This is a genomic window from Streptomyces sp. CB02009 (assembly GCF_001905825.1).
Lineage (GTDB): Bacteria > Actinomycetota > Actinomycetes > Streptomycetales > Streptomycetaceae > Streptomyces.
Genome location: NZ_LIVV01000009.1, coordinates 248,514 through 274,535 on the forward strand (window position 1 = coordinate 248,514; position 26,022 = coordinate 274,535).

The window sequence follows — 26,022 nt, forward strand, 5'->3', positions numbered from 1 at the left end:
GCCCGGTCGACGCACCGCCTCCCGCGCGTCAGACCGTCGACGCCCCGCCTCCCGCGGGTCGGTCCGTCGACGCGCCGCCTCCCGCGGGTCAGTCCGTCGAGACCCGCTCCACCCGCGGCTCCGCGATCGCCCGGTAGTCCTCCGACGACAGGGCGATCGAGCGGTCGAGGCGCGCGGCGTTGAAGTAGAACTCCCCGTGCGTCAGCAGAGCGGGGTCCACGAGGAGTTCGAGCCGCTCGTCGAAGGCGAACGGCAGGATCGTGCCGCTCGGCGAACCCGCGAGGTCCTCCGCGATCTCCGGCGACGCGAAGGAGACGTACGTGCCGCCGTACAGCGCCTTCACCGCGTTCAGGTCGATCCGCCGGTCGCCGGGGACGACGACCAGCGCGAAGCGCTTCTCCTTCTTGCCGATCTTCACCATGGCGATGATGCACTTGGCCGCCTCGGCGAGCGTGTGTCCGCGCAGCGCGCTGACGGCCTCGGTGCCGCCCTCGGGGGCGTGCTCGATCACCCGGTAGGCGGCGCCGCGCTCGTCCAGCAGGGCGAGCAGCTTCTCGTACGTCCCGTGGTCGGGCGTCGCGTCGGTCTCGGTCGCGGTCGCGATCTCTGCATCGGTCACGGCATCGGTCACGGCGTCGGCGGTCATGGGGGTTCCTCCTCGGTACGGCATGGTTCAAGTGGTTTCGTACGACGGCGCGTTGACCCTACGCCGGTTGTCCAGGTGCCTGAGCAGCGCGACACCCGAGGCGTCCAGTTCGTACAGCACCCGGACGCCCGCCCGGCGCCGGCGCACCACGCCCGCCGCCACCAGGGACGTGAGGTGCTCGGAGACGGTGCTCGGCGCGAGGCCGAGGGTCGCCGCCAGATCCGAGGTCGTGGTCGGTGCGACCAGGCCGCGGACCACCCCGGCCCGGCTGCGGCCGAGCAGGATCTCGAGCCGGTCGCCGCGCGCGGGTTCGTCGCCCTCCTCGTCGGCCCGCCCGCCGGCCCGCCGCCCGGCCCGGTTCTCGCACGCCAGGACGGCGGCCCCCTCGGCCTGGTACGACACGGCCGCCACCCCGTTCGGGGCGAAGCCCAGGAGCGAGGCCCCCCGGCCGAACACCAGGGGTACGAGGACGATGCGGGAGACGTCCGCCCTCACCGCGATCCTGCCCGGCGGTCCGGTGTGCAGCCGCAGGACGTCGCCGCGGCGCGACACGGCCCCGTTCAGGGTGCCGAGGAGGCGGTCGGGCCCCTGGGTGGCGAGCACCCGGGCCCGGAGCAGGATGTCGTCGTCCGTGACGGTCCGCAGGGACGCCTCGTACGGGGCGAGGGCGGCGCGCGCGTAGCGCGGGAGGAAGGCGCACAGGTCGGCGATCCGCGCCGCGGGATCCGCGTACAGCGGGCGCACCTCGACGGGGACGCCCTGCGGGAACCACCGCTCCAGCTCCTCCCGCACCCGGGCCGGGGGCACCGCGCGGAGCAGCGCGATCTCCTCGGCCGGATCCGGCGGCCGGGCCGAGGACGGGACGGGCAGCAGGAACGACGGCAGGGTGCCGCCGCCGGCCCGGAACAGGTGGACGAGCCACCCCGGGAGGGTCACGTCGGCCCGCATCAGCGAACGCCGGGCCGCCCGGCCCCAGGCGGTGTACGGCCAGGGTGCGAGCCCCCGGTAGGTGGACAGCAGTCCGATGCTGCCGAAGGTCTCCCACAGCCGGCTGTCGGCGATCCGGAGGGCTCCGGCGTGGGTCCCGTGTGCGGACGTCGTCAACGGAATCTCGATCACATGCGCCCCCGTGCGCCTGGTCCACCGAGCGGTGGAGCGGCCACACGCTAGCGCTCGAATGATCACCCGTCCGTGCCCCGGAAGGGCAGAATGTCAGGTCGCGCCCGGAGGAATGTCAGGTCGGGGGGATCATGAACGCCGGTGCGGCCGCGAGCGGTTCACACCGCGCCGCGCACCACCGATCCGACGGCTCTCACCAGCGCCTGCGCGCGCGGGTCCGCCGTCACCGTCTTGCGCATGCCGTTCGTCACGTACCCGAAGGCGACACCGGCGTCGGGGTCGGCGAAGCCGAGGGAGCCGCCGCGGCCCGGGTGGCCGTACGACGACGGGCCGAGGAGCGGGGACGCCGGGCCGTGCAGCATGTGGCCGAGGCCGAAGCGGGTGCCGACCAGCAGCACCCGGTCGGCGCCGGCCGACTGCTCGGTCCGGGCGAGCGTGAGGGTGTCGGGGGTGAAGAGGCGCCCGGCGCCGTCCACGGGGCCGAGGGTGGCCGCGTAGAAGCGGGAGAGGGCGCGGGCGGTCGCCACCCCGGCGGAGCCGGGCAGTTCGGCGGCCCGGTAGACCGGGTCGTTCTCGTCGGGCTTGGGGTCGATGACCCCGAAGGCGCGCCGGGTGAGCGAGGCCGGGTCCTGGTAGGCCTCGGTGACGGACCGCTTGGGGCGGAGCTTGAGGGCGCCGCTGCCCGGGGGGTCGATCTCCTCGACGGGGCCGAGCCGGCCGACCCGGTGGGCCTCCGCGTCGGGGAGCCCGATCCACAGGTCGAGGCCGAGGGGGGCGGTGATCTCCTCGGCGACCCAGCGGCCGATGGTGCGGCCGGTGACCCGGTGGACCAGGCCGGAGAGCAGCCAGCTGAAGGTGTGGGCGTGGTAGCCGTGGGCCGTGCCGGGCTCCCAGACGGGGGTCTGGGCGGCTATCGCGCGGCTCGCGGTCTCCAGGTCGACGGCCTCGGCGAGGGTGAGCGGCCGGTCCAGGACGGGGACGCCGGCGCGGTGCGCGAGCAGCTGCCGGACGGTCACGGCGTCCTTGCCCGCCGCCTTGAACTCGGGCCAGTACGTGGCGACCGGGGCGTCCAGGTCGAGCAGTCCGCGCTGGTGCAGGAGCAGGGGGACGGCGGCGGCGACGCCCTTGGTGGCCGAGCGGACGACCTGCGCGGTGTCGGCCGTCCACGGCTCCGTGCCGTCGACGTCCTTCGCGCCCGCCCACAGGTCGACGACCTGCTCGCCGTCGCGGTGGACGGCGACGGCCGCGCCGCGCTCGCCCCGCTGCGCGAAGTTGCGCAGGAACGCGTCCCTGACCGGCTCCCAGCCCGCCGCCACCGTGCCCTGGACGTCCACGTCCCCACTCCTCACTCGCCGATCCGACTCTCCATGGTGCAACGCGGCGGGTGAGGGGCGGATTCCGGGGGCCTCGGGCCACCGGGCCGGGGACACCGGAGGCCTCGGGCCACCGAGCCCGGGACGCCGGAAGCCTCAGGCCACCGAGCCCGGGACGAAGCCGAACGGCAGCTCCAGGCGGTGCCCGGCCATCAGCTCCTCGTCGGCGAGGATGTCGCCGGTCCGCCCGTCGGCCGCGATGACGCCCTCGCTGAGGATCACCGCGCGCGGGCAGAGCTCCAGGGCGTACGGCAGGTCGTGGGTGACCATGAGGACGGTGACGTCGAGCGAGCGGAGGATGTCGGCGAGCTCGCGGCGCGAGGCCGGGTCCAGGTTGGACGACGGCTCGTCGAGGACGAGAATCTCCGGCTCCATGGCGAGGACCGTGGCGACGGCGACCCGGCGGCGCTGCCCGAACGACAGGTGGTGCGGCGGCCGGTCGGCGTACGCGGCCATCCCGACCCGGTCGAGGGCCTTCCGTACGACGGCCTCCAGCTCGGCGCCGCGGAGGCCGGCCGCCGCCGGTCCGAAGGCCACGTCCTCCCGGACGGTCGGCATGAACAGCTGGTCGTCGGGGTCCTGGAAGACGATGCCGACCTTGCGCCGGATCTCGGCCATGTGCGCCGGGCCGACCGGCAGCCCGGCGACGGCGACGGTGCCCGCGCCGCCGGTGAGGATGCCGTTGAGGTGGAGGACGAGGGTGGTCTTGCCGGCGCCGTTGGGGCCGAGGAGGGCGACCCGCTCGCCGCGCCCGACGGTGAGGTCGACGCCGAAGAGGGCCTGGTGGCCGTCGGGGTAGGCGTAGGCCAGGCCCCGTACGTCGAGCGAGGGGGGCGTCGTCGGGGGGACGGGCGTCGAGGGGGCGGTCATAGGGTCCATCCCAGGAGGCAGATCAGAAGTGCGGTGAGCGGGAGGGCCGCCGCGTAGGCCCACTGGGCCCGGGTCGCGGTCACCTCGTCGATGACCGGCATGGTGCCGGTGTAGCCGCGGCTGACCATGGCGAGGTGGACCCGCTCCCCGCGCTCGTACGAGCGGATGAAGAGCGCGCCGGCCGACTTGGCGAGGACGCCCCAGTGGCGGACGCCCCGCGCCTCGAAGCCGCGCGAGCGGCGGGCGACGGACATCCGGCGCATCTCGTCGGTGATGACGTCGCCGTACCGGATCATGAACGAGGCGATCTGGACGAGCAGCGGGGGCAGCTTCAGCCGCTGGAGGCCGAGGAGCAGGGCGCGCAGTTCGGTGGTGGAGGCGAGGAGCACGGAGGCGGCGACGCCGAGGGTGCCCTTGGCGAGGACGTTCCAGGCGCCCCACAGGCCGGGGACGCTCAGCGGGATCCCGAGGACGGTGGTCTGCTCGCCGGGCACCACGAAGGGCATGAGCAGCGCGAACGCGACGAACGGCACCTCGATGAGCAGCCGCTTCAGCAGGAAGCCGGCCGGGACGCGGGCCTTCGCCGCCACGGCCCCGAGGAGCAGGGCGTAGAGGGCGAAGGCCCAGACGGCCTCGCGGGGCGTCGAGACGACGGCCACCACGAAGCCGAGGACCGCGGCCAGCTTGGTGTGCGGGGGCAGCTCGTGGACCGGCGAGTGCGCGTGCCGGTAGAGCTTGTGGGTGTGCCCCGCCCCCATCTCAGGCAGTCGTTTCCGCGTGCGTGCCGGGTTCGTCGTGCGCACGGCGGCGGCGGACGACCCAGAACGCCCCCGTGCCGACGGCGAGGGTCGCGCCCACGCCGATCACACCGGCCAGACCGCCCGAGAGGCGGGCCGTCTCGATGCCCTTGACGCCGTAGTCGGCGAGCGGGGAGTCGGCGGCCGCGTGGTCCTCGACCTTGCTGTCGATGCCCTTGTCGGCGGCGACCTTCTCCAGGCCGTCGGGGCTCGCGGAGGCGTAGAAGGAGACGAAGCCGGCCAGGACGAGCGCGGTGACGACACCTCCGATCCACAGCTTCTTCGGGGAGCCGGCGGGGGCGGCGGCGGGGGCGGCGGCCGGGGCCGCGTCGACCAGCTCGCCGCCGACGCGCAGCTTGAGCGGGGCGGTCAGGCCGCGGGCGCCGTAGACCAGGTCGGGGCGGACGGCGATGACCGCGCCGACGGTCAGCATGGTGATGAAGGCCTCGCCGACGCCGATCAGGACGTGGACGCCGACCATGGCGGTGAGGACCTTGGAGACCGGGACGTCGGTGGTGCCGCCGACCGCGTAGAGGGCGGTGAAGGCGGCGGCCGCGGCCGGGACGGAGACGAGCGCGGCCACGAAGGAGGCCGCGGTCACCGAGGCGCGGGTGCGGGGCAGCAGCAGGACGAGGCCGCGGAAGAGCCCGTACGCGACGACGACGGTGACGACGCCCATGACCGTGATGTTCACGCCGAGCGCGGTGAGGCCGCCGTCGGCGAAGAGGATGCCCTGCATGAGCAGGACGACGGCGATGCAGAGGACGCCGGTCCACGGCCCGACGAGGATCGCCGCGAGCGCGCCGCCGAGGAGGTGTCCGCTGGTCCCGGCCGCGACCGGGAAGTTCAGCATCTGGACGGCGAAGATGAAGGCGGCGACGAGTCCGGCGAGCGGCGCGGTCCGCTCTCCTCCGTGGCCTCCGGCACGGGAGGTGCCCGCGAGTTCCCGCCGCGCCCCGCGCAGGCTCACGGCGACGGCGCCGGCGGCGACGACACCGGCGGCGATCGATACGGGGGCGTTGATGAATCCGTCAGGTACATGCACGCCCTGAATGATGAGTGCTCCTGCAAAGCACTTGCAAGAGCGCGCAGGTCACAGAACAGCGGCGCATGGGTCGTGCGCCTGCCGGGAAGGAGTGGGACATTAGTCGATAAGAGGACAAACGGTGAGGAGCCCCCGATGGCTGCCGCAGACGATCGCGCACTCGACCACGAAGCCGCCCGCCCCGTCGACCGCGACACCGACCTCGCGGTCGAGGACCACGCGAGGGGACGCATCATCAGCGACGCCCCTCTCTCCCGCCCCGTCCCCGTCGACCTCCGCTACGACCCCGGCTTCTCGCCCGCGACCGTCCGCTTCGTCTTCCCCGGCGACGTCGAGTGGTCCTTCCCCCGCGTCCTCCTGGAGACCGGCCTGCGCGCCCCGACCCGCCGCGGCGACATAGGCGTCTGGCCCTGCGGCCGCGTCCAGACGGTCGTCGAGCTGCACAAGGACGACGGGATGGTGACGGTCGTCCAGTTCGACACGACGGCGCTGACCCGGTTCCTGAAGCACACGTACGCCGCCGGCCCGTCGATGACGACGAGCTGACGGCGTACGGGGGTGCCGTGACCCCGGGGACCGGGCCCCGGGATCAGGCGGTGGATCAGGCGGTGGATCGAGCGGTGGCCCGGGCGGCGGGCATCAGACCTTCACGAGGTCCGGCTGCGAGCCGGACGCCCCGTCCGCGGGCGCGTCCTTGGCGAGACCCTCGCCCTCCACGTCCACGTTCGGCAGGATCCGGTCCAGCCACTTCGGCAGCCACCAGGCCTTGTGGCCGAGCAGTGCGAGGACGGCCGGGACGATCGCCATGCGGACCACGAAGGCGTCGAAGAGGACCGCGACGGCCAGGCCGAAGCCGATCATCTTGATCATCTGGTCCGTCATGCCGATGAAGCCGGAGAAGACCGCAATCATGATCACCGCGGCGGCGGTGACCACCCGGGCGCTGTGCTTGAAGCCGGTCACGATCGCCTCGCCGGGCCGCTCCCCGTGGACGTACGCCTCGCGCATCCGGGTGACGAGGAAGACCTCGTAGTCCATCGCGAGACCGAAGACGACACCCACCATGAAGATCGGCATCATCGACATGATCGGGCCGGTCTGCTCGACCCCGAAGAGGCTGCCGAGCCAGCCCCACTGGAAGACCGCGACGACGGCGCCGAGCGCGGCGACCACCGAGAGCAGGAAGCCGAGGGCCGCCTTCAGCGGGACGAGGATCGAGCGGAAGACCACGGTCAGGAGCAGGAAGGCCAGGCCGACGACGAGGGCCAGGTACGGCACCAGGGCGTCGTTCATCTTCTGCGAGAAGTCGATGTTCATCGCGGTGGCGCCGGTGACGAGGACGTCGTCGCCGGTGGCGTTCCGGATGTCGTGGACGAGGGTCTCGGTGGCGCCGGAGGACGGGCGGTCCTTCGGGACCACGGTGATCATCGCGGCGTCGCCGGCCTTGTTCGGGGTCGCCGGGGTGACGGCGGCCCAGCCTTCGAGGCCCTTGATGGTGGAGACCGTCCGGTCGGCGGTCGCCTTGTCGCCGTCCACGACGACGAGCAGCGGGCCGTTGAAGCCGGGGCCGAAGCCGTCCGAGAGGGCGTCGTAGGCCCGGCGCTCGGTGGTGGAGGTCGGCTTGACGCCGTCGTCCGGGAGGCCCATCTCCAGGGAGGCGGCGGGCAGCGCGATCGCGCCCAGGCCGAGGACGCCGATCAGCAGCACCATGACGGGGCGGCGGATGACGAAGCGGGCCCAGCGGGTGCCGCCGTTCGGCTTCCGGCTCTTCGCGCTGTCGGCACCGGCCTCGGCCTTCGCGGCCTTGCGCTGCTTGCGGCCGATGACCTTGTCGCCGGCGAAGCCGAGCATGGCGGGGATCAGGGTGAGCGCGATCAGTACGGCGATCACGACCGTGCCGGCGGCGGCGAAGCCCATCTTCGTCAGCATCGGGATGTTGACGACGGCCAGGCCGACCAGGGCGATGACGACGGTGAGTCCGGCGAAGACGACGGCGGAGCCCGCCGTGCCGACGGCGCGGCCCGCGGCGTCCTCCTTCTCGCGGCCGTCCGCCAGCTCCGCGCGGTAGCGGGAGACGATGAAGAGCGCGTAGTCGATGCCGACGGCGAGGCCGATCATCATCGCGAGGGTGGAGGTGGTGGAGCCGAGGTCGAGCACGTTCGCGAGCGCGGTGATCGAGGAGACGCCGATGCCGACGCCGATGATCGCCGTGAGCAGCGGGAGTCCGGCCGCGACGAGCGAGCCGAAGGTCAGGACCAGGACGATGCCGGCGATGACGACGCCGACGATCTCGCCGGAGCCGGTCTCCGGCATGGTCTGCAGGGCGTCACCGCCGACCTCGACGGTCAGCCCCTTGCCCTGCGCGTTGTGCCCGGCCTGGGTCAGCGCCTCGCGCGTCTCGTCGGTGAGCTCCATCGCGTTGACCTTGTAGGCGACGGAGACATAGGCGGTGGAGCCGTTCTGGGAGACGGCCTTCCCGGTGTACGGGTCGGTGACCGAGACGATCTGGTCCGAGCCGGACTTCAGGGCGGCGACGGTCTCCTCGACGACGGCCTTGTGCGCCGGGTCGGTCATCTTCTGGCCCTCGGGGGCCTGGAAGACGACACGGGCGGTGGCTCCGTCGGCTCCGGCGCCCGGGAAGCGCTCTTCGAGCAGGTCGAAGGCGCGCTGGGCCTCGGTGCCGGGGATGGAGAAGGAGCTGGAGGTCGCGACGGGTGCGGTGGCGGCGCCGATCCCGGCGACCGCCAGGAGGGCCACCCAGAGGAGGGCGACGAGCCGTCGGCGCCGGAAGGCGGAACGGCCCAACTTGTACAGGAACGTGGCCACGGGGGCGTCTCCCAGTGTGGGGTGGGACAGGGCATGGGGAGCCGGCCCGACGGCGGAGCGGTGCGTCGTCAGGGGGTGCGGTACTGCGGGTGCTGCGGTGGGGGGGGGGCTCTAGACGCCGAGTGAGGGGAGCACCACGGCGTTGACATAGGTCTTGAGGAAGGCGTGGTCGACCGGCTGGTCGTCGATCAGCGGACGGGCGATGAACGCACCGATCAGCATGTGCGGGACGAGCTTCAGCGCCGGGTTGCCGGCGTCGACCTCGCCCCTGCGGACCGCTCGGCGCAGCACTTCCTCGAGGCCGTTCATCTCGGGTTCGATGAGCAGCTCGCGCAGCGCCCGGTGCAGGTCGGGGTTGGTGTGGACGGCATGGGCCAGACCCCGCATCAGCGCGGAGTCCCTCTCCATCTGACAGTCGTCGGACCGGTCGACGAGTTCCTGGAAGTCGCCGCGCAGCGTGCCGGTGTCGATCTGCGAGAGATCGGCCGGCTTGTTGTCGCGCAGCGCCCGGGCGACCAGCTCGGGCTTGCTCCCCCACTGGCGGTAGAGGGTGGCCTTGCTGGAGTGGGTGCGGGCGGCGACGGCGTCCATGGTGAGGGCGTCGTAGCCGACCTCTCGGAGGAGGTCGAGCACGGCTCCGTACAGCTCGGACTCACGCTCTGGGGTGAGCCTGCTGCGGGCCATGACCGGACTCCTGTCGAACGAAACGGTTTCGTACAGTACGAAGATACCCCCGCCCTGAACGAAACGAAACCGTTTCGTACGTGTCCTGGACCACACCGGAGCCGCACCACGCCCGTGAAGACGCCCGCAAGCACGTACGAGTTGCCGCACCCCCCTCGCTTGGAAAGCATGAGGAGGTGAGTGACGACGTCGCGTATCTCCGTTTTCCGCACCTCCACGACGACCTGCTGTGCTTCGCCGCCGAGGACGATCTCTGGATCGCCCCCCTCGTCCCCGCGGGCCACCGCCCCGGCCGGGCCTGGCGGCTCACCGTCGACCGGACGCGGGTCGGCCACCCGCGCTTCTCTCCGGACGGCCGGCAGATCGCGTACACGAACTGGCGCAGCCTCGACCCAGAGATCCATCTCGTCCCCATCGACGGCGGGGCCGCCCGACGGCTCACCTACTGGGGCTCGACCGACACCCGCGTCTGCGGCTGGACACCCCCCGACAGGGACGGGCGCTCGGACATCCTCGCCGTCTCCTCGCACGGGCAGCCCTTCTCCTACTACTCGTGGGCCTACAACGTCCCCACCGACGGCTCCCCCGGCGGCCGCCTCCCCTGGGGCCCGGTCTCCGACATCGCCGTCACCACGGCCCCGGACGCCCCCGGGCACGGCGAGCAGCCCGCCGGCACCCACCGCACCCTCCTGCTCACCGGAAAGCCGCCCCACGAGCCGGCCGCCTGGAAGCGCTACCTCGGCGGCGCCACCGGCCGCCTCTGGCTGCACGGCGAGCGGCTGCTCCCCGACATCGGCGGCCACCTCGACTGCCCGATGGCGGTCGACGGCCGGGTCGCGTTCCTCTCCGACCACGAGGGCGTCGGCAACCTCTACTCCTGCCGGCCCGACGGCACCGACCTGCTCCGGCACACCGACCACGACGAGTTCTACGCCCGGCACGCCTCCAGCGACGGACACCGGGTCGTCTACCAGTGCGCCGGCGACCTGTGGATCGTCGACGCCCTCACCCCCGGCTCCCGGCCCAGGCGCCTGGAGGTGCGGCTCGGCGGCCAGCGCGTCGGCCGGCGCCCCTACCAGGTGCCCGCCGCCCACCACATCGACGCCGTCTCCGTCGACGAGACCGGCCGGGCCAGCGCCGTCTCCGTGCGCGGCAGCCTGTACTGGCTGACCCACCGCGACGGCCCCGCCCGCACCATCGTCGACACCCCCGGCGTCCGGGTCAGGCTCCCCGAGATGCTCGGCAGCGGCGGCCAGGTCGCGTACGTCACCGACGCCGGGGGCGAGGACGCCGTCGAGGTCGCCTACCTGCCGCGCGCCAGCGGCGACCGGCCGCCCCGCCGCCTCGCCTCCGGCGACCTCGGCCGGGTCGAGGAGCTGATCGCCGACCCGGACGGCGAGCGCCTGGCCATCGCCACCCACGACGGCCGGCTGCTCCTCATCGACACGACCGAGGACACCGACGAGTCCGAGGAGTCCGAGGAGTCCGAGGGCTCCGGGGACACGGAAGACACCGAAGGCTCTGGAAGCACTGGAAGCACTGGCGGCTCCGGCACGGAGCCCGGCCGAGGAGGGGTCACCGAACTCATCCGGTCCGTCAACGGCCCCGTCCGCGACCTGGCCTTCTCCCCCGACGGCGCCTGGCTCACCTGGTCCCACCCGGGCATCGGCCGCTCCCTGCGCTCCATCAAGATGGCCCGGATCTCCGGGCCCGGCGCCCGTACCGTCGTCGACGTCACCAACGGGCGCTTCGAGGACGAGAACCCCGTCTTCACCCGGGACGGCCGTTACCTCGCCTTCCTGTCCTGGCGGGGCTTCGACCCGGTGTACGACGTGCACACCGGCGACCTGTCGTTCCCGCTCGGCTGCCGCCCCTACCTGGTGCCCCTCTCCTCCGCGACGCCCTCGCCGTTCGCGCTGCTCCCCGACGGGCGCCCGGCGGCCGGCGGCCTCGACCCGGCCGACGACGACGCGGAGACGACCACCGACGGCACGGTCACCGTCGAGATCGAGGGGCTCCCCGACCGGGTCACGCCCTTCCCGGTCGCCGCCTCCAAGTACTCCGCCCTCCACCCGGTCAGCGGCGGCGGCCTCGTCTGGCTGCGCTGGCCCATCTCGGGCGCGCTCGGCGAGACCTTCGCCAACCCGACCGACACCTCGGGCAAGCCCACCCTGGAGCACTTCTCCATCACCAAGGCCCGCAAGAGCGAACTGGCCAAGGACCTCGACTGGTTCGCGGTCAGCGGCGACGGCACCCGGCTCGTGGTCGCCGACGAGGGCGACCTGCGGGCCGTGCCCGCCACCGAGTCCGGGGACGGCGACTCCACGGTCTACCTGGACCTGCGGCGCATCCTGCACGAGGTCGAGCCGGGCGCCGAGTGGCGGCAGGCCTTCGACGAGGCGGGCCGGATCGTCCGCGCCTACTTCTGGGAGCCCGACATGGGCGGGGTCGACTGGACGGCGGTGCTCGACCAGTACCGGCCGCTCGTCGAACGGGTCGCGTCCCCCGACGAGTTCGCCGACCTGCTCCGCGAGGTCCTCGGCGAACTCGGCACCTCGCACGCCTATGTCACGCCCGCCCGCCGCAACGAGGGCCCTCCGCACTACCAGCGGCCCATGGGCCTGCTCGGCGCCAACCTTGTGCCCCGCGAGGCCGGCTGGACGGTGAAGCGCATCCTGCCCGGCGAGTCCTCCGACTCCAAGGCCCGCTCCCCGCTCGCCGGTACGGGCATCCGCGAGGGCGCGGTCCTCACCCATGTCGACGGCCGGCCGGTGGACCCGGTCACCGGCCCGTACCCGCTGCTCTCGGGCACCGGCGGGACCACCGTCGAGCTCACCTTCGTCCCCGCCGAGGGCGAGGGCCGGGCCCGCCGCGTCGCCGTCGTCCCGCTGATCGACGAGCGTCCACTGCGCTACCAGGACTGGGTGGCCAAGCGCCGGGCGGTGGTGCGCGACATCAGCGGCGGCCGCTGCGGCTACCTCCACATCCCCGACATGGGCGGATCGGGCTGGGCGCAGTTCAACCGCGACCTGCGCATGGAGGTCTCCCGGCCGGCCCTGATCGTCGACGTACGGGGCAACGCGGGCGGCAACATCAGCGAGCTGGTCATGGAGAAGCTCACCCGCAGGATCCTCGGCTGGGACCTCACCCGCAACGCCCAGCCCGTCGCGTACGCCTCCAACGCCCCGCGCGGCCCGGTGGTCGCGCTGGCCGACGAGGCCACCTCCTCCGACGGCGACATGATCACCGCCGCGTTCAAGCTGCTCGGCCTGGGGCCCGTCGTCGGCCAGCGCACCTGGGGCGGAGTCGTCGGCATGACCGGCCGCCACCGCCTCGGCGACGGCACCCAGATCACGGTCCCGATGAACGCGGCCTGGTTCCCCGAGTACGGCTGGTCCCTGGAGAACCACGGCGTCGAACCGGACCTCGCCGTCCTGCGCACCCCCCTGGACTGGGCGGAGGGCCGGCACGCCCAGCTCGACGACGCGGTCGAGGTGGCCCTCGCCCTCCTCGCGGAGACCCCGGCGGCGAGCCCCCCGGGGTACGTGGACCTGCCGGACCGCTCCCGCCCGAAACTCCCCCCACGAGCACAGACCGACAACTGACACCCCGGACCGGCCCGCAGGAGCCACGTCCTGCGGGACCGACACCCACCGGACGCGGCCCGCGCGAGCCGCGCCCTGCGGGGGTGACACCCGAGGGACCGACCCGCAGGAGCCACGTCCTGCGGGGGTGACACCCCGCCGGACCGGCCCGCGCGGGCCGCGTCCCGCCGGGGCGACGCGCCCGGCCCACCCGCGGAGCGCCTAGGCGGCGCTCCGCTCCAGCCCGTCGGCCAGGTCCAGTTCGTACGAGGTCCCCGCCCGGCCGTCCAGCGTCACGCTCCCGACCGCGCCGAACCCGACGCGCCCCAGGACGACCCTCGACCCGTCGTTGTCGAGGGTCGTGACGGCGGTCAGCCGGCTGAGCCCGTACTCCTCACGCGCCAGCCGGCACACCTCCCGCACCCCGGCCGTCGCCACGCCCCGCCCGGTCGCCCTCTCGGCCACCCGGTACCCCAGCTCGGCGGCCCCGTCGGCGACGTCGACGAGGTTGAACCGCCCGAGGACCTCGCCGCCCTCCCCCACGAGCACATGGAAGTGGATCCCCCCGGCCTCCTGCTCGTCGAGCAGCGCCCGGTGCCGCTCCTCGAACTCGGTGAAGTACGCGTCCCCCCGGTCGGGCACGGACGCGGCGAAGTACCCCCGGTTCTCCCGCTCGAAGGCGAGCAGGGCGGGGGCGTGATCGGATCTCAGTCGCTCAAGTACGGCCATGGGCGCCACCGTACGAAGATCCGGCGCCCGGTGCGTACGACTTTTCGGCCCGTCGTGATCACGCACACACGCGGAGGCGCACCCGGTCTCCCGGGTGCGCCTCGCTCGACACGGCACGCGGTGAACGCGTGTCAGGCGTCGTAGTCCTGGTCGAGACGGTCCTGGGCCTCCTGCTGGGCCCTGCGCGTCTCGTCGTCGGGGCGGCCGCGGCCCTGGGCGGCGCGCGAGGAGGCCTCGTCCTTCGCCTTGCCCATGGCCTGCTTGGCCTGCTGCTTCAGCTGCTCCGACGTGTCCTTGAACTGTTCTGCCTTGCCCATGAAGGTTCACTCCTAGACGGGTGAGAGGGGACGGAGGCGACGCGCCTCCTGGGCCTCGACCAGCCTTGCACGAGCGAACATTCCACGCATTTCGATCAGTTACGGACGGCTACCGCGCGGGGAGCCGCCGTCGGCCGCGCGGCGGGGTCCCCTCCCGCCGCGCGGCCGGAGCGCCGTCAGCGCGCCGCCGAACCGCCCGTCCGCGCCTGCTCGTCGGCGGCACCGCCCGCGCCCACCAGGCCCTTGGAGACCGAGCCGAGACGCGGCTCGAAGCGCTTCATCTCGCGCTGCCCGACGGTCGCGATCATCCCCGGCAGGTAGCCGCGGACCGACTGCATCCCGCGCAGCCACCACTGCGCGTAGACGTGCGGGGAGCGCCGCTCGATGCCCGCGACGATCCGGTCGACGGCCGGGCCGAGTGGGTACGTGCGGTTCGCCGGCCACGGCAGCCGCTGGCGCAGCTCCCGCATCACGTCGTCCTCGTCGGCGCCCCGCACCATGTCCGTGTCGGTCCAGGAGAGGTAGCCGACGCCGACCTTGACCCCCTTGTAGGCGACCTCGGCGCGCAGGCTGTGCGCGAAGGCCTCGACGCCCGACTTGGAGGCGCAGTACGCCGTCATCATCGGGGCCGGGGTCAGCGCGGCGAGCGAGGCGATCTGGAGGAAGTACCCCCGCGACTCCATGAGGACCGGCAGGAACGCCCGTCCCGTCACCGCGCCGCCGATCAGGTTGACCTCGATGACCCGGCGCCAGGCGCCCGGGTCGGACTCCGCGAAGGGTCCGCCCGCCGCGACACCGGCGTTGGCGACGACGATGTCGACCTTCCCGAACCGCTCCTTCACCTCGGCCGCGACCACGGCCATCGCCTCGTGGTCGGTGACGTCGGCGTGCCACCAGTCGGCCTCGGTGTGCAGCCGCCCGGCGACCTCCTTGAGCTGCTCCGGCTCCAGGCCGACGAGCGCGATCTTCGCTCCGCGCGCGGACAGCTTGCGGGCGAGGAGCTCCCCGACGCCGCGGGCGCCTCCGGTGACGACCGCGACCTGTCCTTCCAGGCTCACCCGGCTCATGCCTTCTCCTTCACTTCCAGGTACGTGTCGGTCAGTTCGCGGATCCGCGCGGTGACGGCCTCGGGGGCCTCCACGGGTGTCATATGCCCCATCCCCGCCAGTTCGAGCAGTCCCACGCACTGCGGGAGGGCCTCGGCCATGGCGCGGGAGTGGACGGGCGGGGTGAGCCGGTCGGCGGTGCCGACGACCACCGCGACGGGCAGGTCCAGCGCCCGCAGGCCCGCCTCGAGGTCGAGCTCGGAGAGGACCCTGGACCAGCCGACGCGGGCCCCGCGCGGGCAGGCGTGCACGATCCGGGCGCAGGCGTCGACCCGCTCGGGCGCCGAACCGGGGCCCATCGTCGCGTACTTGAGGACCTTCTTCGAGACCGCGTTGACGGGTCCGAGCGGAGCCTTCGCGCCGAGGACGCCCCGGGTCAGCCGGGTGCGCCGGTCGCTCGGCCGGCCGGGGACGACGGTGGCCTCCGCGGTGAGCCGCGAGGGACCGGTGGAGCAGAGCAGCACGGCCGCCGCGTGCTCACGGAAGCCCGGCCGGTCGGCCGCGGCCATGAGGGTCATGCCGCCCATGGAGTGCCCGGCGAGGACGGCCTTCTCGCCGGGGGCGAGGGTGCTCGCGAGGACCGCTTCGAGGTCGTCGGCGAGCGCCCGGGTGGCGTATCCGGAGGGCCCGGCGGGGGCCGGGGACCGGCCGTGGCCGCGCTGGTCGTAGGCGATGACCCGGTGGTCGGCGGCGAGGGCCCGTATCTGCTCGGCCCAGAAGGCGATCGAGCAGGTCCAGCCGTGGGCGAGGACGACGACGGGCGCGCCCTCGGGGCCGTACACCTCGACGTGGATCGGGGCGCCGTCGGCGGAGACGGCGGTGACCTCCCGGGACGAGGTCAGCGAGGTCAGGCGGCGGCTCACTTGGCGGCCTCCTTCCTGCGCGAGGCGGTACGGGACTTCGCGGCGGTCTCCCCGGCGGCCTTCACGGGCTTGGGGGCGCGGAGGACCTCGTACTCGGAGAGGTCGACCTGCCGGGTCTCGCGCCGGAACTCGCCGGTCGTGCCGGGCCACAGCGTGGTGTTGCGCCCGTTGGCGTCGAGGTACCAGCTCTCGCAGCCGCCCGCCTTCCAGACCGTCCGCTCCATCCGGGCCTGCACCTTGCGGTTCCAGGCGCCGACGGCGGAGGGCCGGACGGCGAGGGCGGCGCGGCCGCCCAGGACGTTCAGCTGGCGCAGGTAGTCGGCCATGTAGTTCAGCTGGGACTCGATCATCAGGATCATCGAGGAGTTCCCGAGGCCCGTGTTGGGGCCGATGACCGTCATGAAGTTGGGGAATCCGGCGGCGGTGGCGCCGCGCAGCGCCTCCATGCCGCCCTTCCAGGTCTCGGCGAGCGTCCGGCCCTCGGCGCCGACGACCCGCTCGGCGATCGGCATGTCGGTGACGTGGAAGCCGGTGCCGAAGATGATCGCGTCGACCTCGGTCTCGGTGCCGTCGGCGGCGACCACGGTGGAGCCGCGGACCTCGCGCAGGCCGGAGGCGACGACGTCGACGTTGGGCTGGGCGATCGCCGGGTAGTACGTGCTGGAGAGCAGGATGCGCTTGCAGCCGATGCGGTACGAGGGCGTCAGCTTGGCCCGCAGGACCGGGTCCTTGACGGACTTGGCGATGTTGGCCTTGGCGAGCTTCTCGACGAGCCCGAGTTCGTTCGGGTGCTTGGTGAAGGCGCCGACCTGGAGTTCGCGGATGCCCCAGAGGAGGCCGCGGCGCAGGGTGCCGGTGACGGGCAGGGCGCGGTGGAGCCAGCGCTCGGGGCCGGTGATGGCCCGGTCCATGCGGCGCATGACCCAGGGGGGCGTGCGCTGGAAGAGGGTCAGCTTCCCGACCTGCGGCTGGATCGCGGGCACGATCTGGATGGCGGAGGCGCCGGTGCCGATCATGGCGACGCGCTTGCCGGTGAGGTCGTACTCGTGGTCCCAGCGGGCGGAGTGGAAGACCTTGCCGGGGAAGTCGGCGATGCCGGGGATGTCCGGGATCTTGGGGTCGGAGAGCGGGCCGGTCGCGGAGACGACGACCTCGGCGCTGAAGGAGCCCTGGCTGGTCTCGATCTCCCAGCGGAGCGCCTCGGCGTCCCACTCCATCCGCACGACCTCGTGGTTCAGGCGGAGGTGGGGGCGGATGCCGAAGGTGTCGGTGACGTGTTCCAGATAGGCGCGGATGTGGCGCTGTCCGGAGAAGGTCCGCGGCCAGTCGGGGTTGGGCGCGAAGGAGAAGGAGTAGAGGTGGGAGGGGACGTCGCAGGCGCACCCGGGGTAACTGTTGTCCCGCCAGGTGCCGCCCACGGAGTCGGCCCGCTCCAGGACCACGAAGTCGGTGATCCCCTCGCGGCGGAGCCGGACGGCGGCGCCGAGGCCGCCGAATCCCGATCCGATCACCGCCACACGTACCTGCTCGTGCTTCGCCATGCCGCCTCCCGCGTGCCCGGCCAATCGCGCCAGCAATCACTGGCACAGTCGGGACTGTAGAGCAGCTCCATACCGAGCGGTAGGGGTCGGACGAGGGAAAGTTACCGGCGGTACAACATAGGCTGGCGTCCGTGGCTGAAGGATCAGGCAGAGCGAACGGCGAAGGATCGGGACCCGACACGGTGGCGCACGAGGGTGCACGCGAGGACCGGCGGACCGGCACGGGCGGCGGCCCGCACCAGGTCACGCCCGCGACGCCCGGCCCCGAGGGCGTGCGCGACGAGCCCGAAGGCGCGCGCGAGTACCGCATGGAGGAACTGGCGGCCGCCGCCAGCATCACCGTGCGCACCCTGCGCTTCTACCGCGAGCGCGGCCTGATCCCCCCGCCCCGCCGCGAGGGCCGGATCGCCTGGTACGACGAGCAGCACCTGGCCCGGCTGCGCACGATCGCCGCCCTCCTGGAGCGCGGCCACACCCTCAACGGCATCGCCGACCTCACCACCGCCTTCGAGAGCGGGCGCAACGTCCGCGAGGTGCTCGCCCTCGGAGCCCCCAGCGAGGAGGAGCCGGTCCGCCTCACCCCCGAGGAGCTCGCCGACCACTTCGCCGGCGAGGTCACCCCGGAGAACCTCGCCGCCGCCCTGGACCTCGGTTACCTCGTCACCGACGGCGAGGAGATCATCCACATCAGCCGCCGGCTGCTCGACGTCTCCGCCGCGCTCGTCCGCGAGGGCGTGCCGCTCGCCGAGGTTCTCAAGGCCGGCGCCCGCGTCCGCGAGCACGCCGACGCCCTCGCCGAGCTCTTCACCGACCTGCTGCGCACCCACGCGGCCGAGGACGACCTGTGGCGGCTGCGCCCGCTCGCGAAGAGCGTGGTGGAGGCGGAACTGTCGATGGCGCTCGACCGCCGCCTGAGCCCGAAGACCCCGCCGCACGGCCCCTGAGCCGCCCCGCCTCCCGCGCCGCCTCTTCCCGTTCCTACAGCTCGTAGACGGCGGTCACGGGCGCGTGGTCGCTCCAGCGCTCGGCATGGGTGGCGGCCCGCTCGACGTACGCCTTGACGGCCTTGGCGGCGAGCCCGGGAGTGGCGATCTGGTAGTCGATGCGCCAGCCGCTGTCGTTGTCGAAGGCCCGGCCGCGGTAGGACCACCAGGAGTAGGGCCCCTCCTGCTCGGGGTGCAGGGCGCGGACGACGTCCACGTACCCCCCGTCGCCCTCCTCCAGCACCTGCCCGAACCACTCCCGCTCCTCGGGGAGGAAGCCGGCGTTCTTCTTGTTGGCCTTCCAGTTCTTGAGGTCGGCCTCCTGGTGGGCGATGTTCCAGTCGCCGCAGACGACGACCTCGCGGCCGTCGGCGGCGGACCGCGCGCGGAGCTCCTTCAGGTACGGCAGGAACTCGCCCATGAACCGGTACTTCTCGTCCTGGCGCTCGGTACCGGCCTCACCGGAGGGCAGGTAGAGGCTGGCGACGGTGACGCCGGGCAGATCGGCCTCGACGTACCGGCCGCTGGTGTCGAACTCGCTCGACCCGAAGCCGACCCGCACCCGGTCGGGCTCGCGGCGCGTGTAGAGCGACACCCCGGCGCGCCCCTTGGCGGCGGCGGGCGCATGCACGGTGAACCACCCCTCGGGCGCCCGCACCTCCGGCGGCAGCTGCGCCTCCTCGGCGCGCACCTCCTGCAGGCAGACGGCATCGGCGGAGGTACCGCCGAGCCACTCGACGAACCCCTTCTTGGCGGCGGCACGGAGACCATTGACATTCACGGACGTCACAGTGAGCATCCCGGGAGAATACCGACACCCCCGCCCCGCATACATGTACGATACTTCGCATGAACATCCAGCCCACGCCCTACGACCACCCGCACGCGGTCGCACTCAACGACGCGGTCCAGGCGGAGTACGCCGTCCGCTACGGCGACGAGGGCGACGCCACACCGCTGGACGCCGGGATGTTCGTCCCTCCCCGGGGCCTCTACCTCCTCGCGTACGACCCCGAGGGCAACCCTGTCGCCACGGGCGGCTGGCGCACCCAGGACAAGAACGACGAGGGCTACGAGAACGGCGACGCCGAACTCAAGCGCATGTACGTGACCCCCGGCGCCCGCGGCCTGGGCCTGGCCCGCCGCATCCTCGCCGCCCTGGAATCCGACGCCCGCGAGGCCGGCCGCACCCGCATGGTCCTGGAGACGGGCACGGCCCAGCCGGAGGCGATAGCCCTCTACACGTCGAGCGGCTACGCGCCGTGCGCCAAGTTCGGCATGTACCGCGACTACGACAACAGCCGCTGCTTCGCCAAGCCGCTGATCTGAGGACTCACTCGAGGATCTCCCGCCAGATGTCGAGCAGCACGGCCTCCTCCTTGTAGGTCCGCTTGCTGCCTCGACCGCGGCGAACCTCCGCGTACCTCTGCACGAGCTCCCCCGCGACCTCCTGCACGGTGGCCGGCAGCTGGTGCCTGATCACTGCCTGCCACTCGTAGCGGGACCGTTCGTCGTGCAGCCGCTCCAGCGGCAGCACTCTGCGGCAGGCCACCCGGCAGATGAGGTCGGGCGCATACGTGACCAGATGCCCGGCTCCGGTCTTCAGTCGCCCGGGCATGCCCGTGAGCACGCGCCCGGCCCCCCGGTACGCAGCGACGGCGCGCATGATCCCGAGGGGACTCATCCCGTCGGGAAAGACTCCCCGGTAGAGATCCGACCCGATGTCCGACCAGAGCGTGTCCAGCCCCTCGTCTGTGGCCGCCAAGTGCACGGCGGCCATGTCACCGACCGCCGACACGCAGGCGAGCGCCCGGGTGATCTCGGACATCGGGAAGGGCTTGAGGTGCGGACCCACGGAGCCACCGCGCCGAGGGTCGAAATGCCCCATCCCCTCCCAGTTGCACGCCATGAGTGCCTGGATGCGCGGACACCGGATCAGTCCGTCCTGGGCCGTCGGTTCATTGACGAACCCGTGAGCCCGGTCGTGCAGGTCACGCGCGACGTCCCGCTCCCTCCCGCACGGGATCTCCAGCCGGACGATCGCACGGGCGACATGCTCCGCCCCCCACTCCTGCTGGGCTCTGGCGATCACACTCAGCCGCTGAAGCCCGTCGATGACCTCCAGGCCGTACACCGCGAGCGAATCCACGAATCCCCGTGGAACGGCGGGCTCGGGAACGCGCACCTCGTCCGCCCCCAGAACGATGCTGCCGACTCTCCCGAACTCCTCAGGGCGCTCACGGAGAATCTCCTGGAGCCACAGGTTGACCGGTGTGTCTCCCAGGCAGCCGCGCCGGGCCCCGAGGCGCCTCGCCGCATCCCGCCCCACAGCCAGCGACGCGAGCTGCTCCGCGGACACCGAGACCTCCCATCCGTGAGGGGTCTGAACCGAGTGTCGGGGCGTCAGGAACAGTGACTCCCCCGACGGAAAGGGCCACGGCGCGGAGCTGAATGGATCGATCATGCTCGGCTAACTCACCGAGCACCGCTGAGGTCGCGGGCACGGGGGCGGCGACCCCGAAAGGGCTCCTGTCCGATCGCGCGATCGGACAGGAGCCCTTCCGTTCTTCAGCTGCCACCCGGGCGGGCCCGTTCGCCTGCGAGGTCGTCAGCCTGTCTTCCGCAACTGCTTCATCACGGGGACAGCCGTCAGGCACAGGCCGAACGCGCCCCCGAAGGCAGCGCCGCCCGTCAGTGAGGCTTCGGCGAGTCCTGCGCCACCGAACGACTTCAGGATCCCGACGACGAGGGCCACGACCAGCGACGAGGAGAGCATCAGCAGCAGCCACAACACCCACGTGGGGACGGCGGGGGCGGGCAGCTGGGGCGGAACTGCGGACGACGTCACGAGTGCGGTCCTTCCGTACGGAGGGAGGTCGGTGCCGGAGTGGCGCCGACGGAGGAGGTGTCCCGACCGGGAGCAGGCGCCATCAGGCGCTCCGCCAGCGCGGCACGTGCGGCCGAGACCGCCTCAGCGAAGCGCTGGTGAGCGGCCGCCCGTTCTTCGAGGGAGGCGAGTTCACCAGCGATACGCCGTTGCTCGTCGAGCGGTGGCAGCACGACCGGCTGATTGCCGAGCGACCGGGCGCTGATCGACGGAGCACCGGTCGCCGTCGCCCGGTCGACCACCCACGCGACGGACTCGGGGCGACCGAGGTAGTGCGCCAGGTAGTCCGGATCCGTACGGCCTGGATCCAGCACCCGCAGGCGGAGGATGTTGGTACTCGGCATCCACCCTTCCTCCCGTGCGCCCACCAGCGCTGGCGGTCCGATGGCACCCGTCCGGATGCACACGATGTCTCCCGCCCTCAACGAGAACTTCCGGAGCCGCTCGGCGAACGCGAGGGAGACGGCCTCGCCCTCGATGTCGCCGATCCGCCCCTGGTCGAGGTGTTTCGGAAACACCAGGGGCACCTGCCCGTACGGCGTGCGAGCGTCGCGGAGCAGAGTGAACGAAGGGCCCGCCTGCACCGTGCACAGCTCCGACAGCGTCACGGTCCCCCATCCCTCGCGCGAGGAAGAGGCGGCCGGGGGACGCAAGGCGTCCAGGGCCGCGGGCCTCAACGCCCCGGCGCAGCGCTCCATCTCCTCCCATGCCTCGGCGAGGTCCGATTCGACGGATGCCTCGTCCTTCCGCGCCGCCCGGACGTGGTCGGCCGGATTGAGCGAACAGCCGGGATCGCGAAGCGCGGCCTCCCGGGAGACCCGTGCGCCCAGCACCGCACGGCCCTGATCGATTTCCACGCGCACCGCCGCCTCGGACCCGAGCTCCGAGCGATACGCCTCAAGCACCGCGCGGCTGTCGTCCTCGCCCAGCACCCGCTTGCCTTTCCGCATGGTTCCGAGGCTCCGGGCGTCCAGGAACAGCACGTCCTCGTTCGGCTGCGACGGATGATTGAGGAACCACACCGCCACCGGCACCGGAGTGCTGGAGAAAAGCCGGTCCGGCAGCCCGAGAACGCATTTCACCACCCCCCGCTCCAGCATGCTCCGACGAATCGCGGCCTCGGCGCCGTTCGCCGAGTTGCCGGCCTTCATCGGCATGACCACCGCTGCGGTGCCGCCTTCCCGCAGGGACTTGACCGCGTGCTGGAGGTAGGCGAAATTGTCGTTGCCGACCGGCGGGGACCCGTAAGGCCACTCCCCGTCACTCCGCGGCTCACCTGCCGAGTCGTTCATGTTGAACGGCGGATTGGTCAGCACGTAGTCGTAGAGCGTGCCCTGGAAGTCACCCGCCGCCCACGGAGCCCCGCGCCCCAACCTCACCTGAGGACGTGCGCCCTGCAGGGCGAGGTTCATGTTCCCGAGCCGCGCGGTGTCGTGCCCATGGCTGTAACCGTGTAGTTCGAGGCCGCGCACGGCGACTCCCTGCGACCGGCAGTACGCGGCCGCCTCGACGAGCATCTCGCCGCCCCGGGCGTACGGATCGTAGATCGAGCCGGGCTGCTCGTCATGACACGCCGAGTAGGTAAGTCCCGCCATGATGCGCACCACGCCACGAGGAGTGAAGAACTCGCCGCTCCGCAGCTGAGCACTCGTCTCGTACTCGTCCAGGATGACCTGGAAAGCATGCGGTCCCAGCTCCGGCACCTGTCGGACGACCCGCTTGAGATCCTCGTACGTACGTGGCTCGAGGCGCCGCACCGCCTCCTCCATGCCGGGCACCACTCCTCTGAGGGCGAGGCTCCGGTCCGTCACCGAGCCGATGCGGCGAAGCAGCGCGCGGGCCCCGTCGGATCCGGTGCCGACGGCCATCCCCTGCTCCACGCCGTCCCACCGTTCACCACCGAGCCGGCGGAGGAACAGCAGGGACAGGAGCAGTGCCATGTAGTCGACGAGCGAGCCGGCACCCCGCACCCGGTCGGCCAGCGGGCCCATCAACTCCCGCACCCTCGCCCGATCGCGTGCGGCGAACGGGTCGGTACCCACCCCGTCGTCCGCCGGTCCGGGCACGACCCCGCCGTCCGGGTCGCCAACGGCCAGGGTCCGCCGCGCACGGTCTCCGAAGGTGAGGCCTTCGGGCTCCTCCGGCCCCCTGGAACCTCGCGGGACGGGCCGCCCGTCCAACCACTCCAGCACGGCGGACCGGCGGAAGTACTCGCCCCCACCCGCTCTCTCCGCCCCGGGAAAGCCGTGACCCCGGCTCCACGAGGTGACGGTGGGCCTCGCCACGCCGGCCATGGCCGCGATCTCCGCGCGGGTGACTAACCGGTCCTCGCGCACTGCCTTGTTCTTGTTGGGCATATCCCGACTCCCTGTAGAACGCGCCCCTGCGGGGGCTCCTTCACGGAGGACACTAGGGAGCGCGCCCCGCGGCGACCAAGTGAGCACTGCGAGTGCTCAACACTCTTCCTGCCTGCGCACGGACTCCTGCGGACCATAAAAGGGGCTCATGTCCAGCTGATTCCAAGCGGGTGCACACCCCACCGCATCGAGCTTCACCATAAGAGGGTTAGGTGATGGCGCCCGCTCGGCCACGTCGGCGCGGGAGCAGACATCGAAAAAAGCAGAAATCCCGCCCGATCTTTCGATCGGGCGGGATTTCGTCACCGTTCACGAGAGCTACTCGCGAACTGTCGTTTGTGGACCTGTGGGGATTTGAACCCCAGACCCCCTCGATGCGAACGAGGTGCGCTACCAGACTGCGCCACAGGCCCTTGCGACGTGTGAAACATTAGCATCCCGACCGGCTCAGGCAAAAATCCGTTCCCGCGCAGGTCAGCCGGGGGCCGTCGCGGGCCCCTTCGGGGTCATTCGTTGGCCGCCCGGGGGCGGTCGTCGTCCGCGTACTGGTCGAAGAGCGGGGTGCGGCCGTGGTCGCGTTCGCGGCGCGGGGTGGTGCGCTGACGCGGCGCCGGGGGCGGGGTGGGGGCCGGGTCGGCCGCCGTGGAGGAGCGGGCCGCGCTCCAGGTCTCCGGGTCCGTGATGTCGATGCCGCTCGTGGCGCGCGGGGCGACCGGGGCGGTGACGTACGTGGGGAGCGGGACCGGCACCGGGTCCCAGCTGTCCCCGCGGGCCGGGCCGCGGTCGCGCTGCTGGTCGACCCACTCCGCGTGGTCGGTCTGCTCGACCAGGGCGCGCCGGTCCGCCTCCTGCGGGGAGGGGCCCGGGGCGGACTCGGGCGACGGCTCGGGCGTGGGCGCCGGGCGGCGGCTCTCGCGCAGCCGCGCCGCCGCGGCCTCCGCGCGCCGCCGGTCCATCACGTACACGAAGCGGCGGCGCTCCTGGATCCGCAGGTGCACGATGTACGCGCTGAGGAGCAGCGCGGGCACGGCCGGCACCCACAGGAAGGCGACGCCGCCGACGGCGGCGACGACCGCGCCGAGGGTGAAGACGGCGAAGAGCAGCGTCGTGGTGCGGCGACGGCGGGCGAGGACCTTGCCCCGGCGGGCGCGTTCGGCCGCCGCGCCGGTGGCGGGGCGGGCCGGTGCCGGGGCGGGGTTCGGGGCGGGTTGCGGCGCCGGCTCCCGCTCGGGGAGTTCCAGGCGCGCTTCCGTTCTGGCCGCGGGCGCGGAAAACGCCCGGACGTCGACCGAGCTCAGATGCTCGGTTTCCGCGTCCGGGTCCACGTCGGGCGTCGGACCCTCCGCCGTACGGTCCCGCTGCTTGAGCTCCTTGGCGTATCGGCGCTCCATGCCCGCCCGTCCGGAAAGCAGCCGGATGGCGGTGCTGAAGCGTTCCGTCGGACGGGCTTCGTTCAGCTCGTCCTGCCTGCGGAGCCACATCGGTACCAAGTAGGCGGCCCAGGCCCCGACGATGACTGCGTAGATGAGGCCGCTGCTGCTCACGCCTCACACGGTAGAGGGGTTCACGCGGCGGCATCGGCCAATTGGCCCGGTGTGTCGCACGATCTGGCTGATATCACTGAACTTTTTTGTGATTGTTCAGATCGATTGACTGCCAACTACCGATTGAATTCGAACACTTATCTTATTCTCGCCTGGTTCTCGCCTGGTGCCAACGGCGCAGCAGCCCCTCCGGGACCTCCTCCGCCGTCAGCGCGAAGACCAGATGGTCCCGCCACGCGCCGTCGATGTGGAGGTAGCGGGGCCGCAACCCCTCCTCCCGGAAACCCAGTTTCTCGACGACCCGGCGCGACGGCCCGTTCTCCGGACGGATGCACACCTCCATCCGGTGCAGACCGACCGAGCGGAAGCAGTGGTCGACCGCCAGCGCGACCGCCGTCGGCATGACACCGCGTCCGGCCACCTCGCTGTCCACCCAGTAGCCCACGTGCCCCGAGCACATCGAGCCCCAGGTGATGCCCGCGACGGTCAACTGCCCGACCAGCCTGCCCCGGTACTCGATCACGAAGGGCAGCATCCGCCCGGCGTTCGCCTCCGACCGCAGATGGCGGACCATCTGACGGTACGTCGGCCGCTGCGCCACCGGCCCGCCGGGAGACGGCGGCGGGACCGTCGCCTCCCAGGGCCGCAGCCACTCCCGGTTGCGCCGGTTCACCTCGCGCCAGGCCGCGTGGTCACGGATCTTTATCGGGCGGAGCATCACGTCTCCGTCCACGAGGACCACCGGCCAGGT

23 protein-coding genes and 1 tRNA gene are annotated in these 26,022 nt (G+C 72.5%); 4 read left to right on the top strand and 20 right to left on the bottom strand.

Annotated features, from left to right (window positions below):
- Positions 1 to 88: 88 nt before the first annotated feature.
- The 6 genes from AMK27_RS31815 to AMK27_RS31840 all read right to left on the bottom strand — a co-directional run bounded on the left by AMK27_RS31815 (position 89) and on the right by AMK27_RS31840 (position 5,850).
- On the bottom strand, positions 89 to 646 hold the full coding sequence (locus AMK27_RS31815) for a YbaK/EbsC family protein (protein ID WP_241847663.1): 558 nt from the start codon (positions 644 to 646) through the stop codon (positions 89 to 91).
- Between the two features lie 27 nt (positions 647 to 673).
- Positions 674 to 1,750, bottom strand: coding sequence for a helix-turn-helix domain-containing protein (locus tag AMK27_RS44230; protein ID WP_143204893.1), 1,077 nt, complete (start codon positions 1,748 to 1,750; stop codon positions 674 to 676).
- Positions 1,751 to 1,923: 173 nt separating this feature from the next.
- Positions 1,924 to 3,099 carry a serine hydrolase domain-containing protein gene (locus tag AMK27_RS31825; RefSeq protein WP_198955969.1) on the bottom strand — a complete coding sequence of 392 codons (1,176 nt, stop codon included), beginning with the start codon at positions 3,097 to 3,099 and terminating at the stop codon, positions 1,924 to 1,926.
- A 135-nt stretch (positions 3,100 to 3,234) separates the two neighbouring features.
- Entirely contained in the window at positions 3,235 to 4,017 is a 783-nt protein-coding gene (locus AMK27_RS31830) for an energy-coupling factor ABC transporter ATP-binding protein (RefSeq protein WP_198955970.1), read from the bottom strand.
- Complete coding sequence (cbiQ, locus tag AMK27_RS31835) at positions 4,005 to 4,766, bottom strand: cobalt ECF transporter T component CbiQ (RefSeq protein WP_073916110.1); 762 nt, start codon at positions 4,764 to 4,766, stop codon at positions 4,005 to 4,007. The genes AMK27_RS31830 and cbiQ overlap by 13 nt, the downstream gene beginning before the upstream one ends.
- Before the next feature lies 1 nt (position 4,767).
- Positions 4,768 to 5,850, bottom strand: coding sequence for an energy-coupling factor ABC transporter permease (locus AMK27_RS31840; protein WP_073916113.1), 1,083 nt, complete (start codon positions 5,848 to 5,850; stop codon positions 4,768 to 4,770).
- A 135-nt stretch (positions 5,851 to 5,985) separates the two neighbouring features.
- Between AMK27_RS31840 and AMK27_RS31845 the strand changes: the two genes are divergently transcribed.
- A complete protein-coding gene (locus AMK27_RS31845; RefSeq protein ID WP_231074023.1) occupies positions 5,986 to 6,396 on the top strand; it encodes an SsgA family sporulation/cell division regulator in 411 nt (136 codons plus the stop codon).
- 93 nt (positions 6,397 to 6,489) lie between these two features.
- Here AMK27_RS31845 and AMK27_RS31850 read toward each other — a convergent pair whose 3' ends face one another.
- Both AMK27_RS31850 and AMK27_RS31855 read right to left on the bottom strand, forming a co-directional pair.
- The gene (locus tag AMK27_RS31850; RefSeq protein ID WP_073916116.1) at positions 6,490 to 8,676 is read right to left on the bottom strand and encodes an MMPL family transporter; all 2,187 of its coding nucleotides are present in this window, start codon (positions 8,674 to 8,676) and stop codon (positions 6,490 to 6,492) included.
- A 111-nt stretch (positions 8,677 to 8,787) separates the two neighbouring features.
- Positions 8,788 to 9,360, bottom strand: coding sequence for a TetR/AcrR family transcriptional regulator (locus tag AMK27_RS31855; protein ID WP_073916118.1), 573 nt, complete (start codon positions 9,358 to 9,360; stop codon positions 8,788 to 8,790).
- A gap of 176 nt (positions 9,361 to 9,536) precedes the next feature.
- Here AMK27_RS31855 and AMK27_RS31860 point away from each other — a divergent pair, with 176 nt between their 5' ends.
- Positions 9,537 to 12,965 (top strand): S41 family peptidase, encoded by a 3,429-nt coding sequence (locus AMK27_RS31860; protein ID WP_073916121.1) that lies wholly within the window; start codon positions 9,537 to 9,539, stop codon positions 12,963 to 12,965.
- A gap of 201 nt (positions 12,966 to 13,166) precedes the next feature.
- On the opposite strand, the gene AMK27_RS31865 is transcribed toward AMK27_RS31860, so the two are convergent.
- The 5 genes from AMK27_RS31865 to AMK27_RS31885 form a co-directional block, all read right to left on the bottom strand.
- Positions 13,167 to 13,673 (bottom strand): GNAT family N-acetyltransferase, encoded by a 507-nt coding sequence (locus AMK27_RS31865; RefSeq protein WP_073916123.1) that lies wholly within the window; start codon positions 13,671 to 13,673, stop codon positions 13,167 to 13,169.
- A gap of 131 nt (positions 13,674 to 13,804) precedes the next feature.
- Entirely contained in the window at positions 13,805 to 13,990 is a 186-nt protein-coding gene (locus AMK27_RS31870) for a hypothetical protein (RefSeq protein WP_073916125.1), read from the bottom strand.
- Between the two features lie 176 nt (positions 13,991 to 14,166).
- On the bottom strand, positions 14,167 to 15,057 hold the full coding sequence (locus AMK27_RS31875; protein ID WP_073916127.1) for an SDR family oxidoreductase: 891 nt from the start codon (positions 15,055 to 15,057) through the stop codon (positions 14,167 to 14,169).
- Positions 15,054 to 15,959 carry an alpha/beta fold hydrolase gene (locus AMK27_RS31880; RefSeq protein ID WP_073916130.1) on the bottom strand — a complete coding sequence of 302 codons (906 nt, stop codon included), beginning with the start codon at positions 15,957 to 15,959 and terminating at the stop codon, positions 15,054 to 15,056. Before AMK27_RS31880 ends, AMK27_RS31875 begins: the two co-directional genes overlap by 4 nt.
- The gene (locus tag AMK27_RS31885) at positions 15,956 to 17,500 is read right to left on the bottom strand and encodes a flavin-containing monooxygenase (protein WP_073916133.1); all 1,545 of its coding nucleotides are present in this window, start codon (positions 17,498 to 17,500) and stop codon (positions 15,956 to 15,958) included. The genes AMK27_RS31880 and AMK27_RS31885 overlap by 4 nt, the downstream gene beginning before the upstream one ends.
- 308 nt (positions 17,501 to 17,808) lie before the next feature.
- Between AMK27_RS31885 and AMK27_RS31890 the strand changes: the two genes are divergently transcribed.
- Positions 17,809 to 18,444 (top strand): MerR family transcriptional regulator, encoded by a 636-nt coding sequence (locus AMK27_RS31890; protein WP_073916598.1) that lies wholly within the window; start codon positions 17,809 to 17,811, stop codon positions 18,442 to 18,444.
- 34 nt (positions 18,445 to 18,478) lie between these two features.
- On the opposite strand, the gene AMK27_RS31895 is transcribed toward AMK27_RS31890, so the two are convergent.
- Positions 18,479 to 19,282: an exodeoxyribonuclease III gene (locus AMK27_RS31895; RefSeq protein ID WP_073916136.1), complete on the bottom strand. Its 804-nt coding sequence runs from the start codon at positions 19,280 to 19,282 to the stop codon at positions 18,479 to 18,481.
- Between the two features lie 50 nt (positions 19,283 to 19,332).
- On the opposite strand from AMK27_RS31895, the gene AMK27_RS31900 reads away from it, so the two are divergent.
- On the top strand, positions 19,333 to 19,812 hold the full coding sequence (locus tag AMK27_RS31900) for a GNAT family N-acetyltransferase (RefSeq protein ID WP_073916140.1): 480 nt from the start codon (positions 19,333 to 19,335) through the stop codon (positions 19,810 to 19,812).
- Between the two features lie 4 nt (positions 19,813 to 19,816).
- On the opposite strand, the gene AMK27_RS31905 is transcribed toward AMK27_RS31900, so the two are convergent.
- The 6 genes from AMK27_RS31905 to AMK27_RS31930 form a co-directional block, all read right to left on the bottom strand.
- Positions 19,817 to 20,842, bottom strand: a complete 1,026-nt coding sequence (locus tag AMK27_RS31905; RefSeq protein WP_143204894.1) for a hypothetical protein — start codon at positions 20,840 to 20,842, stop codon at positions 19,817 to 19,819.
- Positions 20,843 to 21,091: 249 nt separating this feature from the next.
- On the bottom strand, positions 21,092 to 21,331 hold the full coding sequence (locus AMK27_RS31910; protein WP_073916143.1) for a hypothetical protein: 240 nt from the start codon (positions 21,329 to 21,331) through the stop codon (positions 21,092 to 21,094).
- Entirely contained in the window at positions 21,328 to 23,727 is a 2,400-nt protein-coding gene (locus AMK27_RS31915) for an N-6 DNA methylase (protein ID WP_073916144.1), read from the bottom strand. Before AMK27_RS31915 ends, AMK27_RS31910 begins: the two co-directional genes overlap by 4 nt.
- A 339-nt stretch (positions 23,728 to 24,066) precedes the next feature.
- A tRNA-Ala gene (locus AMK27_RS31920) sits at positions 24,067 to 24,140 on the bottom strand.
- Positions 24,141 to 24,233: 93 nt separating this feature from the next.
- Complete coding sequence (sepX, locus tag AMK27_RS31925; protein ID WP_073916146.1) at positions 24,234 to 25,271, bottom strand: divisome protein SepX/GlpR; 1,038 nt, start codon at positions 25,269 to 25,271, stop codon at positions 24,234 to 24,236.
- A 142-nt stretch (positions 25,272 to 25,413) separates the two neighbouring features.
- Positions 25,414 to 26,013: a GNAT family N-acetyltransferase gene (locus tag AMK27_RS31930; RefSeq protein ID WP_073916600.1), complete on the bottom strand. Its 600-nt coding sequence runs from the start codon at positions 26,011 to 26,013 to the stop codon at positions 25,414 to 25,416.
- Between the last annotated feature and the right edge of the window lie 9 nt (positions 26,014 to 26,022).

Excerpts from the sequence above, each read along its gene's own strand:
- AMK27_RS31865 (WP_073916123.1), bottom strand. The coding sequence starts at position 13,673 with ATGGCCGTACTTGAGCGACTGAGATCCGATCACGCCCCCGCCCTGCTC.
- AMK27_RS31900 (WP_073916140.1), top strand. The coding sequence starts at position 19,333 with ATGAACATCCAGCCCACGCCCTACGACCACCCGCACGCGGTCGCACTC.
- AMK27_RS31915 (WP_073916144.1), bottom strand. The coding sequence starts at position 23,727 with ATGCCCAACAAGAACAAGGCAGTGCGCGAGGACCGGTTAGTCACCCGC.
- AMK27_RS31895 (WP_073916136.1), bottom strand. The coding sequence starts at position 19,282 with ATGCTCACTGTGACGTCCGTGAATGTCAATGGTCTCCGTGCCGCCGCC.
- AMK27_RS31855 (WP_073916118.1), bottom strand. The coding sequence starts at position 9,360 with ATGGCCCGCAGCAGGCTCACCCCAGAGCGTGAGTCCGAGCTGTACGGA.
- AMK27_RS31890 (WP_073916598.1), top strand. The coding sequence starts at position 17,809 with ATGGAGGAACTGGCGGCCGCCGCCAGCATCACCGTGCGCACCCTGCGC.
- AMK27_RS31830 (WP_198955970.1), bottom strand. The coding sequence starts at position 4,017 with ATGGACCCTATGACCGCCCCCTCGACGCCCGTCCCCCCGACGACGCCC.
- AMK27_RS31815 (WP_241847663.1), bottom strand. The coding sequence starts at position 646 with ATGACCGCCGACGCCGTGACCGATGCCGTGACCGATGCAGAGATCGCG.
- AMK27_RS31875 (WP_073916127.1), bottom strand. The coding sequence starts at position 15,057 with ATGAGCCGGGTGAGCCTGGAAGGACAGGTCGCGGTCGTCACCGGAGGC.
- cbiQ (WP_073916110.1), bottom strand. The coding sequence starts at position 4,766 with ATGGGGGCGGGGCACACCCACAAGCTCTACCGGCACGCGCACTCGCCG.
- AMK27_RS31870 (WP_073916125.1), bottom strand. The coding sequence starts at position 13,990 with ATGGGCAAGGCAGAACAGTTCAAGGACACGTCGGAGCAGCTGAAGCAG.
- AMK27_RS31845 (WP_231074023.1), top strand. The coding sequence starts at position 5,986 with ATGGCTGCCGCAGACGATCGCGCACTCGACCACGAAGCCGCCCGCCCC.
- AMK27_RS31885 (WP_073916133.1), bottom strand. The coding sequence starts at position 17,500 with ATGGCGAAGCACGAGCAGGTACGTGTGGCGGTGATCGGATCGGGATTC.